The following is a 15,989-nucleotide window of genomic DNA, read 5'->3' as shown; positions in this document are numbered from 1 at the left end:
GCAGGCTTGTCCTGGATTGTCGACGAGTACGTAACAGGGGTTAGCGGGAGGGGCGTTGGCGGGAAGTCCCGGGACATGAACCACAACACCCCCGTCTCCCCCCGCCCGGTCGGCCACCTCACCGACGCCCGCCGCCGCGTCCTGTCCGCCGGGCAACTGCGCGCGCACGGGGTCACCGCCGCCAAGAGCGCCGCCCGGTGCCGTCCCGGCGGGCCGTGGCAGCAGATCCTCCCCGGCGTCTTCGCCCTGCACTCGGGGCCGACCACCAGCGAGGAGCGACTGCACGCCACGCTGTTGTACGCGGGCCGGCCCGCGGGCGATGCGGCGATCCCGGCGCAGGACACGGGCGACGGGAAGGCCGGGGCGTACGGCGAGACCATGGTCACCGGGCTGGCCGCGCTCGCCCTGCACCGCTTCTCGTCCGCTCCCCCGCTGCTCTCCCTGGACCGCATCGACGTGCTGGTCCCCCGCACGCGCCGGCTGCGCTCCACCGGGTGCGCGCGCCTGGTGCGGGCACACGCCATGCCGCAGGCCCAGCAGCTCGGCGGCGTACCCGTAGCCCCCGTGGCACGCGCCCTGGCCGACGCGGTCGCGCAACTCGGCGACTGCCGCACCGACGCCGACACGGTACGACTGCTGCTCACCGAGGCTATCCGCGGCGGACACTGCGAACCGGCTTCGCTGGTGAGGGAGTTGACACTCGCCCGGCTGCTCTCACGGCCGCACGTGGTCGACGCCGTCGACTCCCTGCTCGCCGAGGGGCGGGCCCTCGCCGAGGACCGGCTGTACGAGCTGGTCCGCGACCACGGGCTGCCCGACCCGCTGTGGAACGTCGACCTTCGCCTTCCCGGCGGCCCCCACCTCGGCGGGGTCGACGTCTACTGGCCCGACCATGCCGTGGCCGTGGAGCTGGACACCCGCGCGCACCAGCAGGACCACCCCGACATCGACGACGGCGTCCAGTGGTCGCAGTCCGCCCGCAAGCGCGAGCACCTGGAGCGGCTCGGCATCACCGTCGTACACCTCACGCCGAAGAAGCTGCGGGACGCACCGCAGCAGCAGGCGACAATCGTGCGGACCGCCCTGATGGCGTCGGCCGACCGGGAACCGTCCGCGCATGTCGTCGTGCTGCCGCGTTAGGGCCCGTCCGGCGGACCAGGGTCGGAGAGGTCGCGGCGTCTGGTGCGGTGCATCGCAAGGCGCCGGAGCGCCCTAGTAGGGGGTGTCTGACAATTCCCCGCGGCGTCGCGACCCCGGCCATGATCCGCCGGACAGGCCCCTAGGGCTTCCTGATGAGGAGTTCCGTGTTGCGGGCGTCGGCCGGGCCGGCCAGGGTCTGTCGGGCGCCCGGGGCGTTGAGGGACAGCTCGCGGTAGAGCGACGCGAGGCCGGTCTGGCTGAGGTCGGTGAAGTCGGTGCGGTGCGGGGCGGCGGACTCGATGAGCGTGGTGAACAGCGAGAGTGTGCCGTCCTCGTTGTCGGTCAGCTCGATGATCCGCGCGAGCTGCGGGAACTCGACATGGGAGGCGGTCGAGATCTCCCAGAACGTGCGGTGGGCGAGGATCGCGTTGCGGTGACTGTGCCCGTTGATCCACGCGATGACGTTGCTGTTGCGCTGCAGGAGGTCGCCGATCTTGTCGCCGCCGCCGTCGTCGAAGGTCCAGCTGTTGTGGTGGCTGAAGACGATGACGTGGTCGTCCCGGTGCGCGGCCAGCGTCCGCTTCAGCCAGCTCAGCTGCGCCGGGCCGATCGAGCCCGCGAAGTGTCCGCCCTTGTCCGTCGTGTCGAGGCTGATACCGAGTACGTCGTCGGAGATCCGGAACGAGTAGTACAGGTTGCCGGTGTCGGCGTTCTCCCGCGTATAGCCGTGGCCGGGCACTCCTCCGGCCCCCGCGTACGCCGGGTCGAGGTGCGCCTCGACGTACTCGCGCGCGGTGAACGGGGCGCGGGCCGGGTCGGGGGTGATGGAGCGCATCCGCCGGGTCTCGCGGCGCAGGAGGTCCGCGAAGAAGCGCCCCTTGGGGTCGCCGCCCTTCTTCAGCAGCGCTTCGAGCGGTTTCGCCTCGGACGCCGGCAGGGAGAACAGCTTGCGGCCACCGACCGCGAAGTCGGCGAGGTACCCGGAGCCGCCGTTGGCGAAGGTCCCGCTGGACAGGTCGTCATGGTTGCCGACCGTGGAGTACCAGGGCATCCGGAGCCCGGGGCTGTTGACGGGCCGCAGGGCGGCGGCGAGGTAGCCCTCCAGACGCGGGAAACCCCGCTTCTTGTCGGCGTCGCGCAGGGCGCCGTCCGGGTGCCAGAAGAGCGGCAGGCCCGAGTCCTGGACGCCTTCGTAGCGCGTCCGGTGGCCGGTGTTGGGGGTGATGCGGCCGCCGCTCATGGTGCGCAGGAACCAGTCGAGTTCGGCCTTGTTGTTGTTGTCCGTGTTGTCGCCGGTCGTCATGGCGAAAGCGAGGTCCGCGCCGGTGACGGGCCCGCCGCGCAGTGCGTTGACGCGCTCGACGAGTGAGATCGCGCCGTGCACGGTGAGGGCTTCCTGCGGCCGCCAGGCCGCGTCGGCCTGGGCGCGCAGGTATTCGGTGCGGACCGGGTGCTGGACATCAGTGATGTGCAGGTCGGTGAGCTGCACGAAGGAGGCGAGGGCGGTACGGCGGTCCGCGCGCCCGGAGCGGGCGGCGGCCAGCTGGGTCCGTACGACGCGCTTCCAGCCGGGTCCCGCGGCGAGCCGCCGGTAGCCGGACGCGTCGCCGCGCGGCGTGGCGACCGTACGCAGGGTGGTGCCGGCCTGGGCCGGGACGGCGCCGGGAGGAAGGGTGGGGCCCGCGGCCGTGGCGACGGCGGCGGGAGCGGGGCCGGGGATGCCGGGCCCGGCGGAAGCCCCGGCGGCGCCGGACTCCGGGCCCAGGGCGATGCCGAGACCGGCGGAGACGCCGACCGCGCCGGTGGCGGCGAGGAACGTGCGTCGGTCGAGGGCGGATTCGGCTGCGGAGCTTAGGCGTGACATGCGCGGTCTCCCCGGGATGCGATCGAGGCGGCTGAGCGGAGGTGGAACCTCCCGCCCCCACTGGATCGTTGGCATCCGGGATGGCCTGTGCGTTAACTGCTCCGCAACGGGCAGCGCCGATCGTCGGACAGGGATCACCCGGGTGGCGGGCGTCGCCTGAACGCCGTCTGCTGCTCGCCGGCCGTCGCCGCGCCGCTCCCCCGGCGTTCATCCTGCCGGGGCAGTGGCCGCGGGCCGGCCGCTGGAGCTCGGCCCCGGACCGCACTCCTCGAACGCCGGAGGCGCTGGATTGTGCCGCGCGAGTCACCGCGCGATGTCACCGCGCGAGGTCACCGCGCATGCGCCGGACGCACTCGCCCCGTCGCCGGCCGCTCGCGCCAGAGGTTTATCCCGGTATCGACCAGTTCGACACGGTCGAGCCGGGCCACCTCGTCCAGGGGATGCCACGCCGCCAGATCCGTCGAGCCGCCCGCCTCGTGGCGGAGTTCACCCCCGGCGATCCGCCCCTCGTAGACGATCCGCAGCCCCTGGAAGTCCGCGAACGCGCCAAGCCTGCGTGGATAGCGACGGGTGACGGAGTCGACGCCGAGCAACCGGACCGGCTCGGCCGCGTACCCCGTCTCCTCCTCCACTTCGCGGATCACCGTGTCGTACGGGTCCTCGCCGTGGTCCATGCCACCGCCCGGCAGCGTCCACCGCTTCGCCCCGTCGGGTGCCACCCAGCGGGCCAGCAACAGCTGCCCGTCCCGGACGCACACGGCGTAGGCCGCCACCCTGAGCTCTCGGTTCATTGGCTGAGGTTACGGGGTCGTGGCCCAGCGCCTTCCCAAGTGCCCGGAATCTGGCGATTTGACCCCGATGGCGCATGCCGCGCAGTGGCGGATGTGCGCCACGACCGCATTCCACTATCGACAACTCTCCCCAAAAGTCTCTCACTTAGGCAAAGCTGAGCGGTCATCCGGCACCGTATTCCGGACTCCTTCTTTCACATACAGGGAAGCCCATGACCCTCGAATCATCCGGCTCCATACGCGCGGCCAGACCCGCGGCCCGCATCGCGCTCGCCGCCGGTCTGGTTGCCGCACTGTGTGCGGCCGCGCCGGTAACCGCCACCGCGGCAGGCACCGACGACCCCGGTACCGCTGCGACCACCAAGTCGGCCGCGAAGAAGCTGGGTTCGGCTGACGCCGACCTGCTGGCCGAGGCGGAGGCCGACGGCGCGAAGAGCGTCACCCTGATGGTCGCGACCGCGCCCGGCGCCACCGAGGAGGTCGCGAAGCAGTTCGACGCCGTACCGGGCGGACTGGTCGGACGCACGGACGACAAGCTCGGTTACGTACGCGCCACCCTGCCGACCGGCAAGGCGGACGCGGCCATCAAGGCCGCCGCGAAGCTGTCCTCCGTCCACGGCATCGACCTCAAGCAGGAGATCGAGCTGGACGACCCGACGCCGGCGGCCGACCGCGGCAAGGGTGCGGAGACCGCAGCCGAGGGCACGTACCCCGCTCCGGGGAAGAAGACGCCGGCGAAGAACCCGTACAACCCGTCCTTCGAGACCGGCGCCGTCGACTTCGTGAAGGAGAACCCGAAGGCGGACGGCCGCGGGATCACCATCGGCATCCTCGACTCCGGTGTCGACCTGGGTCACCCCGCGCTGCAAAAGACCACCACAGGCGAGCGCAAGATCGTCGACTGGGTGACGGCCACCGACCCGGTCGCGGACGGCGACGGAACGTGGCGCCGGATGACGGCCGAGGTGAGCGGCCCGTCCTTCGCGATCGGCGGCCGTACCTGGTCCGCGCCTGCGGGCACGTACAAGTTCAGCACGTTCGCGGAGGCCGCCACCACGGGTGGCGACATGGCGGGCGACCTGAACCGCGACGGTGACACCACCGACGTCTGGGGCGTGCTGTACGACGCCGCGGCCGGCACGGTCCGCGTCGACCTCGACAACGACGCCGACTTCGGCGACGAAGAGGCGATGAAGCCGTACAAGGACGAGAAGCAGATCCGGTACTTCGGCAAGGACGACCCGGCGACCGAGGTCGTCGAGCAGATCCCGTTCGTCGCCGAGATCCGCAAGGACGTCGTCTACAACGCCGCCGGCGCAAAGGCCGACTACGTCAACATCGGCATCATCGAGGGCTCGCACGGCACGCACGTCGCCGGCATCACCGCCGCCAACAGCCTCTTCGGCGGCAAGATGAACGGCGCCGCCCCCGGCGCCAAGCTGGTCTCCTCGCGCGCCTGCACCTGGAGCGGCGGCTGCACCAACGTCGCGCTGACCGAGGGCATGATCGATCTCGTCACCGAGCGCGGTGTCGACATCGTCAACATGTCGATCGGCGGCCTGCCGGCGCTCAACGACGGCAACAACGCCCGCGCCGAGCTCTACACCCGCCTCATCGACACCTACGGCGTGCAGCTGGTCATCTCGGCCGGCAACAGCGGCCCCGGCACCAACACCATCGGCGACCCGTCGCTGGCGGACAAGGTGATCTCGGTCAGCGCGTCCATCTCCAAGGAGACCTGGGCCGCCAACTACGGCTCGGTCGTGGAGAAGCGGTACGCGATGATGCCGTTCTCCTCGCGCGGCCCGCGCGAGGACGGCGGTTTCGCGCCGACCATCTCCGCGCCCGGCGCGTCCATCAACACCACCCAGACCTGGGCGCCCGGCGGCCCCGTCGCCGAGGCCGGCTACAGCCTGCCGGCCGGCTACTCGATGCTCCAGGGCACCTCGATGGCCTCGCCGCAGGCGGCGGGCGCGAGCGCGCTGCTGCTGTCGGCCGCCAAGCAGAGCGGGATCGAGCTCAAGCCCGCGAAGCTGCGTACGGCGCTGGTCAGCCAGGCCGACCACATCAAGGGCTTCCAGGCGCACGAAGAGGGCGCCGGCCGGATCAACATCGTGGACGCGTGGACGGCGATCAAGAAGGACGCGACCGCCCACGACTACACGGTCAAGGCGCCGGTCGACACCGCGATCGACCAGTTCCTGAAGACCCCGGGCTTCGGCACCGGCCTCTACGACCGCGAGGGCGGCCTGAAGACCGGCAAGAAGAAGTTCTACGACGTCGTGGTCACCCGCACCTCGGGCCCGGACCGCGCCGTGCGCCACGAGCTGCACCTGGAGAACAACGACGGCACCTTCAAGCTCGCCGGCCGGGACGAGATCCTGCTCCAGCTGAACACGCCGGTCACGGTCCAGATCGTCGCCGAGCCGCGTTCGGAGGGCATCCACAGCGCGATCCTCGAGGTCGACGACATCCGCACCGAGGGCATCGACAAGCAGATCCTCACGACCGTGGTCGCGTCGCAGGACCTGGCGAAGCCCGCGTACTCGGTCTCCGAGACCGGTTCGGTGCAGCGCAACGCCCCGAAGTCGTACTTCGTCACCGTCCCCGAGGGCGCGAAGTCCCTTGAGGTCGCGCTGGGCGGGCTCGCCGCCGGCAGCCAGACGCGGTTCATCTCCATCCACCCGTACGGCGTCCCGTCCGACCCGACGTCGACGATCAACTGCTACCCGAACTACACCAGCCCCTCCAACACCTGCCGCCCCGACGTGCGTGCGTACGCGAACCCGCAGCCCGGTGTCTGGGAGGTCGAGGTCGAGTCGCGCCGCACGTCGCCGCTGCTCGACAACCCGTACCAGCTGGACGTGACGGTGCTCGGCGCCGACTTCGACCCGGCGGTGCAGAAGATCGCCGAGGCCAAGGTCGGCACGCCGGCACCGGTGGAGTGGAAGGTCACCAACGGCTTCGCCGCGCTCGACGGCAAGCTGAAGGGCGGCTCACTCGGCTCGTCGAAGGACGCCCGTCCCTCGATCAAGCAGAGCGAGCAGCAGGAGTCCACGATCACCATCGGTGAGGGCGTGGAGCGCCTCGACGTCGCCATCGGCAACGTCGCCGACACCGCCGCGGACCTGGACCTGGCGGTCTACCGCGGCAGTGTGCTCGTCGGCTCGGCCGCCGACGGTGACTCCGAGGAGGCCGTCAGACTCGTCAAGCCGGCCGCCGGCACGTACCGCGTCGTCGTCGACGGCTACGCGATTCCGGCCGGGACCACGGCGTACGACTACCGCGATGTGTACTTCGCGCCGTCGCTCGGCCAGGTCAAGGTCGACGACTCGCAGGTCGTGAAGCTGGCCAACGGCGCTTCGGCGCAGGTCAAGGCCGAGGTCGTGGTGGCCGGCGCGGCTCCCGAGGGCCGGCAGTTCTTCGGCGAGGTGCAGCTGGTGAACACGCGCGGCACGGTCGCGGGCTCCGGCAGTGCCCAGATCGAGAAGGTCACGCCGTAACGGCTTGATCGCGTAGAGGGAGGGGCGGGCGGCCAGTACGGCGTCCGCCCCTTCGTCTGGGCGCTCGGGTCGTCTGGGCTCCCTACTCGTCTGGGCGGTCGACGGCAGGCCGCAGCCGGTGAGGCGTGTCACCACGAGCGCCGGGCCGCACACCTTCCCCGCCCGGATTCCTCCGGATCAGGACTGGCGGACCGTGCGGTTTCGAGGTGCGATGAGGACAGCGTCGCAGGTCCAGGGTCCGGACATTGGATTGGACAAGGACACCTTGGACAGACGCATGATGGGCAGCGTCAGGTCAGCTGCCTTGAGCACGTTCGTACGTACGAAGGAGTCCCCGTGAGGGTCGGAATCGTCGGAGCCACCGGTCAGGTCGGCACAGTCATGCGCAGGATTCTGGCCGAACGGAACTTCCCGGCCGACGAGCTTCGCCTCTTCGCCTCCGCCCGCTCCGCCGGTTCCACGATCGAGTGGCAGGGCAGGGACATCACCGTCGAGGACGCCTCCGCGGCCGACTACTCGGGCCTGGACATCGTGCTCTTCTCCGCCGGTGGCGCCACGTCCAAGGCGCTGGCAGAGAAGGTCGCCTCGCAGGGCGCCGTCGTGATCGACAACTCGTCGGCCTGGCGCCGCGACCCCGAGGTGCCGCTGGTCGTCTCCGAGGTCAACCCGCACGCGGTCGCCGACCGCCCCAAGGGCATCATCGCGAACCCGAACTGCACCACGATGGCCGCGATGCCCGTCCTGAAGCCGCTGCACGCCGAGGCGGGCCTGACCGCGCTGGTCGCCACCACCTACCAGGCCGTGTCCGGCTCGGGTCTGGCCGGTGTCGCCGAGCTCGACGGCCAGGTCAAGAAGGTCGTGGACCACGCGGCCGAGCTCACTCACGGCGGCGACGCCGTGGAATTCCCCGCGCCCGGTGTCTACAAGCGCCCCATCGCGTTCAACGTGCTGCCGCTGGCCGGGGCGATCGTCGACGACGGTTCCTTCGAGACCGACGAGGAGCAGAAGCTCCGCAACGAGTCCCGCAAGATCCTGGAGATCCCCGACCTCAAGGTCTCGGGCACCTGTGTGCGCGTCCCGGTCTTCTCCGGCCACTCGCTCCAGGTCAACGTCCGCTTCGAGCGCCCGCTGAGCGTGGAGCGCGCGTACGAGCTGCTCGGCGGGGCGCCGGGCGTCGCCCTGTCCGAGATCCCGACGCCGCTCCAGGCAGCCGGCAAGGACGTGTCGTTCGTCGGCCGCATCCGCACCGACGAGACCGCCGAGAACGGCCTGGCGCTGTTCCTCTCGGGCGACAACCTGCGCAAGGGCGCGGCGCTGAACGCCGTGCAGATCGCGGAGCTGGTGGCGGCCGAGCTCAAGGGCTGACCTGCGCGCGATACAGCGGGAGGGGCGGGGACTCACCGGAGTCCCCGCCCCTCCGGCATGCGGCGCGGATATGCCACCGCGTCCTGATCGCGCCCATGGAAGGATGGCGCCAACGTCAAACACCGCACATCGAACACCGCACACCGAGGAGATGACTGGGTGCCTGGCACGAATCTGACCCGCGAAGAGGCCCAGCAGCGGGCAAGCCTGCTCACTGTTGACGCGTACGAGATCGAGCTCGATCTGAGCGGCGCGCAGGAGGGCGGCACCTACCGGTCCGCGACGACCGTGCGTTTCGAGTCCGCCGAGGCCGGCGCCGAGACCTTCATCGACCTGGTGGCTCCCGCCGTGCACCAGGTCGTCCTGAACGGGCAGTCGCTGGACGTCGCCGCTGTCTTCCGCGACTCGCGGATCGCACTGAAGCACCTTGAGGCCGGCCCGAACGAGCTGAGGGTCGTCGCCGACTGCGCGTACACCAACACGGGTGAGGGACTGCACCGCTTCGTCGACCCGGTCGACGAGCAGGCTTACCTCTACACCCAGTTCGAGGTGCCGGACGCGCGGCGCGTGTTCGCGTCGTTCGAGCAACCGGACTTGAAGGCGACCTTCCAGTTCACCGTGAAAGCGCCGGCCGGCTGGACGGTCATCTCCAACTCGGCGACGCCGGAACCGAAGGACGACGTCTGGGCGTTCGAGCCGACGCCGCGGATGTCGACGTACATCACCGCGCTGATCGTCGGCCCGTACCACTCGGTGCACAGCAGTTACGAGAAGGACGGACAGAGCGTGCCGCTCGGCATCTACTGCCGGCCGTCGCTCGCCGAGTTCCTGGACGCGGACGACATCTTCGAGGTGACGCGGCAGGGCTTCGACTGGTTCCAGGAGAAGTTCGACTACGCCTACCCCTTCGCGAAGTACGACCAGCTGTTCGTCCCGGAGTTCAACGCGGGCGCGATGGAGAACGCGGGCGCGGTGACCATCCGCGACCAGTACATCTTCCGTTCCCGGACGACCGACGCGGCGTACGAGCGGCGCGCCGAGACGATCCTGCACGAGCTGGCGCACATGTGGTTCGGCGACCTCGTCACCATGGAGTGGTGGAACGACCTGTGGCTGAACGAGTCGTTCGCCACGTACACCTCGGTGGCCTGCCAGGCGTACGCGCCGGGTTCGAAGTGGCCGCACGCGTGGACGACGTTCGCGAACTCGGAGAAGACCTGGGCGTACCGCCAGGACCAGCTGCCCTCCACGCACCCGATCATGGCCGAGATCCGTGACCTGGACGACGTCCTGGTCAACTTCGACGGCATTACGTACGCCAAGGGCGCGTCGGTGCTCAAGCAGCTCGTCGCGTACGTCGGCCAGGACGAGTTCTTCCGGGGCGTGCAGGCGTACTTCAAGGCGCACGCGTTCGGGAACACGCGCCTGTCCGACCTGCTCGGCGCGCTGGAGAAGACGTCCGGCCGCGACCTGAAGACGTGGTCGAAGGCATGGCTGGAGACGGCTGGCATCAACATCCTGCGCCCGGAGATCGCGACGGACGCCGACGGCAACGTCACCTCCTTCGCGGTACGCCAGGAGGCGCCGGCGCTGCCGGCGGGCGCCAAGGGCGAGTCGACGCTGCGCCCGCACCGGATCGCGGTCGGTTGCTACGACCTGGACGGCGCCGGAAAGCTGGTTCGTACGAACCGGATCGAGCTCGACATCGCGGCGGCCGAGCTCACCGAGGTGCCGTTCCCCGCCGGCACGAAGCGGCCCGCGGTGATCCTGCTGAACGACGACGACCTGTCGTACGCGAAGGTGCGCCTCGACGCCGAGTCGCTGGCCACCGTGACGGCGTACATCGGTGACTTCGCCGAGTCGCTGCCGCGCGCACTGTGCTGGTCGGCCGCGTGGGACATGACCCGCGACGGCGAGCTCGCCACCCGCGACTATCTCGCGCTGGTCCTGTCGGGCATCGCCAAGGAGTCGGACATCGGTGTGGTGCAGTCGCTGCACCGGCAGGCGAAGCTGGCGCTGGAGCTGTACGCCGCACCCGACTGGCGCGAGACGGGCCTGACGCGGTGGACAGACGCGACGCTGGAACAGCTGCACGCCGCCGAGCCGGGCAGCGACCATCAGCTGGCGTGGGCGCGGGCCTTCGCTTCGACGGCCCGTACCGACGCGCAGCTGGACCTGATCCAGGGCCTGCTGGACGGCACGGAGACGGTCGCGGGCCTGGCCGTGGACACCGAGATGCGCTGGGCCCTGGTCGGACGGCTCGCGGCCACGGGCCGCGCGGACGAGAAGGCGATCGCGGCTGAGCTGGAGCGCGACAAGACGTCCGCGGGCGAACTGCACGCCACGTCGGCGCGGGCGGCGCGGCCGACGGCGGAGGCGAAGGCGCAGGCATGGGCCTCGGTCGTGGACTCCGACAAGCTGCCGAACTCGATGCAGGAGGCGGTGATCGGCGGCTTCGTGCAGACCGGCCAGCGTGAGCTGCTCGCGCCCTACACGGAGAAGTACTTCGCGGCGGTCGAGCGCATCTGGGAGTCGCGCAGCTACGAGATGGGGCAGCAGATCACGGTCGGCCTGTACCCGGCCGTGCAGGTCTCGCAGGCGACGCTGGACGCGACGGACGCGTGGCTGGCGTCGGCGGGCCCGAACGCCGCGCTGCGGCGCCTGATGTCGGAGTCACGCTCGGGCATCGAGCGCGCGCTGAAGGCCCAGGCGGCGGACGCGGCGGCGTAGCCCCGCGCACCGAGGGGCCCCGGCCCGCCGCACGGCGGACCGGGGCCCCTCGGCCGTGTCCGCTCAGCGCCCGCCGGCGACCTTGAGAACGGTGCCGGTGGTGTACGACGCGTCGGCGGACAGCAGCCAGGAGACGGCGGCGGCGATCTCGAAGGGCTCGCCGGGCCGCCCAAGGGGGGTCACGGCGGCCGCCTTGGCGGGGCGGTCGGGGTCTCCCATGGCGGCGTGCATCTCGGTGTTGACGACGCCGGGGGCGACCGCGTTGACCCGGATGCCGTCCGGGCCGAGCTCCTTGGACAGGCCGACGGTGAGGGCGTCGGTGGCGGCCTTGGTCGCGGCGTAGTGGACGTACTCGCCGGGGCTGCCCAGGGTGGCGGCGACGGAGGAGATGTTGACGATGGCGCCGCTGCCGCGCGCCGCCATGTCCCGGGCGGCCCGGCGGCAGCAGAGCAGGTAGCCCAGGAGGTTCACCTCGACGACGCGTCGCAGGTTCTCGGTGGTGGCGTCGGCGAGGCGGCCGAGGGGCCCGGTAACACCGGCGTTGTTGACGAGGCCGGTGACGGGGCCGAGTTCGGCGGCGGTGACGTCGAACAGCCGGTCCACGTCGGCCTCCGCGGAGGTGTCCACGCGCACCGTGACGCAGCGCGCGCCAGCCGCGCGCACGTCGGCTGCGGTCGCCTCGGCGGCGGTTGCGTTGCTGACGTACCCGAGGGCGAGGTCGTGCCCGTCGACCGCGAGCCGGAGGCAGGTCGCCGCGCCGATTCCCCGGCTACCGCCGGTGACGATGGTGACGGGACGTGACACGAGTTGCCTCCTGTGATCGTTCGGTGGTGCTCACCTCAGTGGCACGGACGGGAATCGCGTCGCCGGTGAGCGCGACCATCGTGCCGTACCGGCGAGCGGCGCCCGCTCTGCGTTGCCCCGTAACGCAGAGCGGGAGAACGCCGGTCCGCGACCCTCAGCCGGTCAGGTCCTGGTAGCGCGCGCGCAGGTCGGCCGTGCCCTGCGCGGTCGGTTCGCCGTGCAGCCGCATCCGGGCCACGCCGCCGTCGGGGAACGCGTCGAGGCGGACGTGGGTGGCGACGGCCTGCGCCGGGAGCTTGAAGCGGTGGAGCGTGTCGGGCTGGAGCCGGGTGCGCGGGATGATCTCGAACCAGTCGCCGCTCTCGCCGTTGCGGCCGCTCAGGGCGATCCAGCCGGCCGAGTTCCCCTTGAGGTACGCCGTGTCGATCTCGACGGCGCGGATGGCGCCCTGAGCGACGAGGCGGAAACGCACCCAGTCGTTGGTGTCGCGGACGCGGCGGCGGCGGTTCTCCCAGCCGTCGTCCATCTTGCGCGAGGTGCCGGGCAGGATGATCTGGGTCGGCGAGGAGTAGAACTTGTCGGACGCGTCCTCGTACACCCCAGCGTTGAGTACCGAGACGAGGTCGACGGTCCCGAGCAGGCCGAGCCACTCGGGGTCGGGCACCACCTCGCCGTGCACCCGCAGCCGGGCGACGCCGCCGTCGGGGTGCTGGCAGAGCCTGAGGTGGGTGAAGCGGCGCTCGGCGGTGATCTCGAAACCGTTGGCGGCGTGGCCGCGCACGGGGGTGGGCGGCACGAGCTCCTCCCACTTCACGTCCGCGCCCAGCAGCTGCTCCGGGCTCGGCGTGCCCTCCACGGAGGCGGCCTGGACGCTGACGCGCTGCGGGTAGTTGCCGCGGAAGTGGGCGGTGTCGACGATGATGCCGCGGATGACGCCGGGGGCGCCGAGACGGACGATCGCCCAGTCGTGGTCCTCGGGCTCCGGGAACGGCCGCGCCCCGTCGGCGCCGCGACGGCGGCGGGTCTCCCAGCCGTCCATGATCTTGCCCTTGTGCCCGAAGTGCTCGGGGTCGAAGACGGCTCGCTCGCGGATGAGGAGGTTCTCGCGCTCGGCGAAGAACTCGTCGTTGGCGGCGACGACACCGGCCCCCAGACGCCGGTCGGCCAGGTCGACCAGGTCGGTGAAGGCGAAGTCCCCACCGCGGTAGTCGGCGTACGGGTCGCCTCCGCCGTAGGGGGCTGCGTCGTTGGCGTGCGGGTCCTCGGAGTGCGCTTCGCGCGTCGTAGTCATGCCTCGACTGTCACAGCCCGAACCGGTCAGGTCCATCGAATGTTTCTGGACAGGCTTTGAAGCAGAACCGAAAGGTGAGGCCACCCTCGCTGAGCGGACCTCACCCCGTCCGCGCCGCCGCGACCTGCCGCAGGGCCGCCAGGACGCGGGCGACCGCGGGCCCCGCCTCCGCTCCGCGGCGTACCGCCGCCACCACGTGGCGCTGGGGCTGGTCCGCGTTCAGGACCCGCATCACCACGCCCGTACGCCGCTCGGCCGCCGCCATCCGCGGGACCAGCGCCACGCCCATGCCCGCCTCCACCATGGCCAGGATCGCCGTCCAGCCGGCCGCGCTGTGCGCCTGTTCGGGGACGAAGCCCGCCGCTTCGCACGCGTGCCGGGTGATCTCCGACCAGGGCCCGCTCCCGCCGAAAATCCACGGCTCCCCCGAGAGGTCGGCGAGCCGAAGCCCCGGCGCGGCGGCGAGCGGGTGCGCGGCTGGGAGCGCCACGTCCAGCGGGTCCGCCAGCAGCGGCAGCCGGGCCAGTTGGAGGTCGCGGGCGGTCGGGGCGTGCGCCGCCAGCGACAGCGCCAGGTCCACGGCCCCGCTCGCCAGCAACTCGTACGCCTGGGCCGCCTCCGCCTCCCGTACCCGGACCCGCAGCGCGGGGTGCGTGGTGCGCAGGCGCTGCACCGCAGGTACGACCAGCGCGGGCACCGCCGTCGAGAACGCCCCGACGCGCACCTCGCCCGCCTCCCCCTTCACGTACCCCGCCAATTCGGCGTCCGCCTGCTCCAGTTGCGCGAACACCGACTCGGCGTGCCGGAGCACGAGGTGGGCCGCGTCCGTGAGCCGCACCCGCCGCCCGTGCGCCTCCAGCAGGGGTACGCCGAGTTGCTTGGCGAGGTTGGACAGCTGCTGCGAAACGGCCGAGGGCGTCATCAGCAACGCCTCGGCCGTCGCGGTCACGGTCCCCCGGTCGCGCAGGGTCCGCAGAATCCGCAGCTTCTTGATGTCCCACTCGATCATGGGACGGAATCTATCCCGGTCGCTCACCGGCCCCGGCCCGCCCCCAGCATCACTCCGCCCAGGATCAGCACCATGCACACGATCTGCGTCGGGCCCGTCACTTCGCCGAGCAGGGCGAAGGAGAGCAGCGCCACGCACACCGGCTGGAGGTGGTAGACGACGCCCGCTCGCGCCGCGCCGATCAGGGAGATCGCCTTGTTCCAGGCGAAGAAGGCGACCGCGGACGAGAAGACGCCCACGTAGACGAGAGGACCGACGGTCCCCGCCGTCGCCTCAAAGCCGCCCTGGAGGGCCAGGCTTGCGGCGTACGCGGGCAGCAGCATCAGGGCGCCGAGCACGAACGTCACGAAGAGGAAGGCCGGTCCGCCGATCTCGGCCGGTTTGCGGCGCAGCAGCGCGCTGTACGAGCCGAAGCAGACGGCGGCGGCGAGCATCCACACGTCCCCGGCGGCGAAGTCCACGGCGAGGGAGCCCTTACCGACCAGGAGCAGCACCCCGGCGCAGGCGATCAGCATCCCGACGGTGCGGCGGGCGCCGAGTCGGGCGCCGCCCAGGCGTTCGTACAGGGCCATCAGAACCGGCGACGCGGCCATGATCATGCCCATGTTGCCCGCGGAGGTGGTGAGTCCGGCCTGGTTCACCAGGGTGTTGTAGACGGTGACGCCGAGCAGGGAGGCCAGCGTCAGAAAGCCGATGTGACGCCGGATCAGAGCTCGCGCACGCCAGGCCTCGCGGGCCGCGAACGGGGCGACGGCGATGATCGCCACGATCCAGCGCCAGAAGGCGGCCTGCACGGGCGCGACGGAGTCGTGGAGCGCGCGGGAGGTGACGAAGCTGCCGGACCAGACCACCGTGGCGACGGCGGCGAGGACGAGGCCGACGGCCGACGCCCGCGCCGCCGCGCTCCTGGCCTGCGGCTCGCTGCCGATACGGAGATGGACACGGTCCTGGACGGTCACTGACATCCCTTCGTCGTCCGGTCCCCGGATGGGGATCCCGGGTGAGGGATCTACCGTCGCATCGAGCCATCCATCAGGTCCATCGAATGTTTTCGACGAATCTCTTCAGTGGAGCTGAATGATCGTGGTCGGGGCCGGGCCAGACAGTGCGACGCGCGAGAGGCGCGAGGCCGGAAGGCCCGGAAGGCCACGGGATCGACGAAGGGCGTCCCCCCGCCGCAGAAACCACGGCCGGGTGACGCCCTCAGAAAGCTGTGCCGGTCGGCACGGGTCGGCAGAGCCGGTGTGTCAGCTCTGCTTCTTGCTCTTGTCCAGCACCATGACGAGTCCCGCGATCACCGCGAACAGCACGATCGGAGCCACGACGTACAGACCGAGCGTCTCGACCACGCTCAGGCCGGAACCCGGGTCGTCGCCGTCGTCGGAGGTGTTCGCGAGCGCGGGGGACGACATGAGCAGCATCATCAGCGTCGTACCGGCCGCGACAGCACCGGCGCGCAGGGCATTCTTCTTGTCCACGGTGCCAACGTAGC

General features: G+C 71.2%; 11 protein-coding genes. 4 read left to right on the top strand and 7 right to left on the bottom strand.

Features of this window, described 5'->3' with window-relative positions; all coding sequences use genetic code 11:
• Positions 1-75 precede the first annotated feature (75 nt).
• Positions 76-1,140, top strand: coding sequence for a hypothetical protein (locus ACU6WZ_RS19550; protein ID WP_447029364.1), 1,065 nt, complete (start codon positions 76-78; stop codon positions 1,138-1,140).
• Between the two features lie 139 nt (positions 1,141-1,279).
• On the opposite strand, the gene ACU6WZ_RS19545 is transcribed toward ACU6WZ_RS19550, so the two are convergent.
• Both ACU6WZ_RS19545 and ACU6WZ_RS19540 read right to left on the bottom strand, forming a co-directional pair.
• Entirely contained in the window at positions 1,280-3,004 is a 1,725-nt protein-coding gene (locus tag ACU6WZ_RS19545) for a TIGR03767 family metallophosphoesterase (protein WP_447029362.1), read from the bottom strand.
• Between the two features lie 329 nt (positions 3,005-3,333).
• A complete protein-coding gene (locus ACU6WZ_RS19540; protein WP_447029360.1) occupies positions 3,334-3,795 on the bottom strand; it encodes an NUDIX hydrolase in 462 nt (153 codons plus the stop codon).
• A 212-nt stretch (positions 3,796-4,007) separates the two neighbouring features.
• On the opposite strand from ACU6WZ_RS19540, the gene ACU6WZ_RS19535 reads away from it, so the two are divergent.
• From ACU6WZ_RS19535 to pepN, 3 genes are all read left to right on the top strand, one after another.
• Positions 4,008-7,298, top strand: coding sequence for a S8 family serine peptidase (locus ACU6WZ_RS19535; RefSeq protein ID WP_447029359.1), 3,291 nt, complete (start codon positions 4,008-4,010; stop codon positions 7,296-7,298).
• 336 nt (positions 7,299-7,634) lie between these two features.
• Complete coding sequence (locus tag ACU6WZ_RS19530) at positions 7,635-8,663, top strand: aspartate-semialdehyde dehydrogenase (protein ID WP_447029358.1); 1,029 nt, start codon at positions 7,635-7,637, stop codon at positions 8,661-8,663.
• Between the two features lie 159 nt (positions 8,664-8,822).
• On the top strand, positions 8,823-11,393 hold the full coding sequence (gene pepN, locus ACU6WZ_RS19525) for an aminopeptidase N (protein WP_447029356.1): 2,571 nt from the start codon (positions 8,823-8,825) through the stop codon (positions 11,391-11,393).
• Between the two features lie 63 nt (positions 11,394-11,456).
• Here the strand turns inward: pepN and ACU6WZ_RS19520 are convergent, their stop codons facing one another.
• From ACU6WZ_RS19520 to ACU6WZ_RS19500, 5 genes are all read right to left on the bottom strand, one after another.
• Complete coding sequence (locus ACU6WZ_RS19520; RefSeq protein ID WP_447029355.1) at positions 11,457-12,197, bottom strand: SDR family oxidoreductase; 741 nt, start codon at positions 12,195-12,197, stop codon at positions 11,457-11,459.
• A 154-nt stretch (positions 12,198-12,351) separates the two neighbouring features.
• Positions 12,352-13,488, bottom strand: coding sequence for an allantoicase (gene alc / locus ACU6WZ_RS19515; protein WP_447029354.1), 1,137 nt, complete (start codon positions 13,486-13,488; stop codon positions 12,352-12,354).
• A 100-nt stretch (positions 13,489-13,588) separates the two neighbouring features.
• Positions 13,589-14,497 carry a LysR substrate-binding domain-containing protein gene (locus tag ACU6WZ_RS19510; RefSeq protein WP_447029353.1) on the bottom strand — a complete coding sequence of 303 codons (909 nt, stop codon included), beginning with the start codon at positions 14,495-14,497 and terminating at the stop codon, positions 13,589-13,591.
• 23 nt (positions 14,498-14,520) lie between these two features.
• Complete coding sequence (locus ACU6WZ_RS19505) at positions 14,521-15,462, bottom strand: DMT family transporter (RefSeq protein ID WP_447029351.1); 942 nt, start codon at positions 15,460-15,462, stop codon at positions 14,521-14,523.
• Positions 15,463-15,744: 282 nt separating this feature from the next.
• The gene (locus ACU6WZ_RS19500) at positions 15,745-15,975 is read right to left on the bottom strand and encodes a hypothetical protein (RefSeq protein ID WP_447029350.1); all 231 of its coding nucleotides are present in this window, start codon (positions 15,973-15,975) and stop codon (positions 15,745-15,747) included.
• Positions 15,976-15,989: the final 14 nt, after the last annotated feature.

This window comes from Streptomyces hypolithicus, assembly GCF_052934925.1.
The sequence above is the reverse complement of the archived record's forward strand: the minus strand, read 5'-3'. Positions and strand labels throughout refer to the sequence as shown.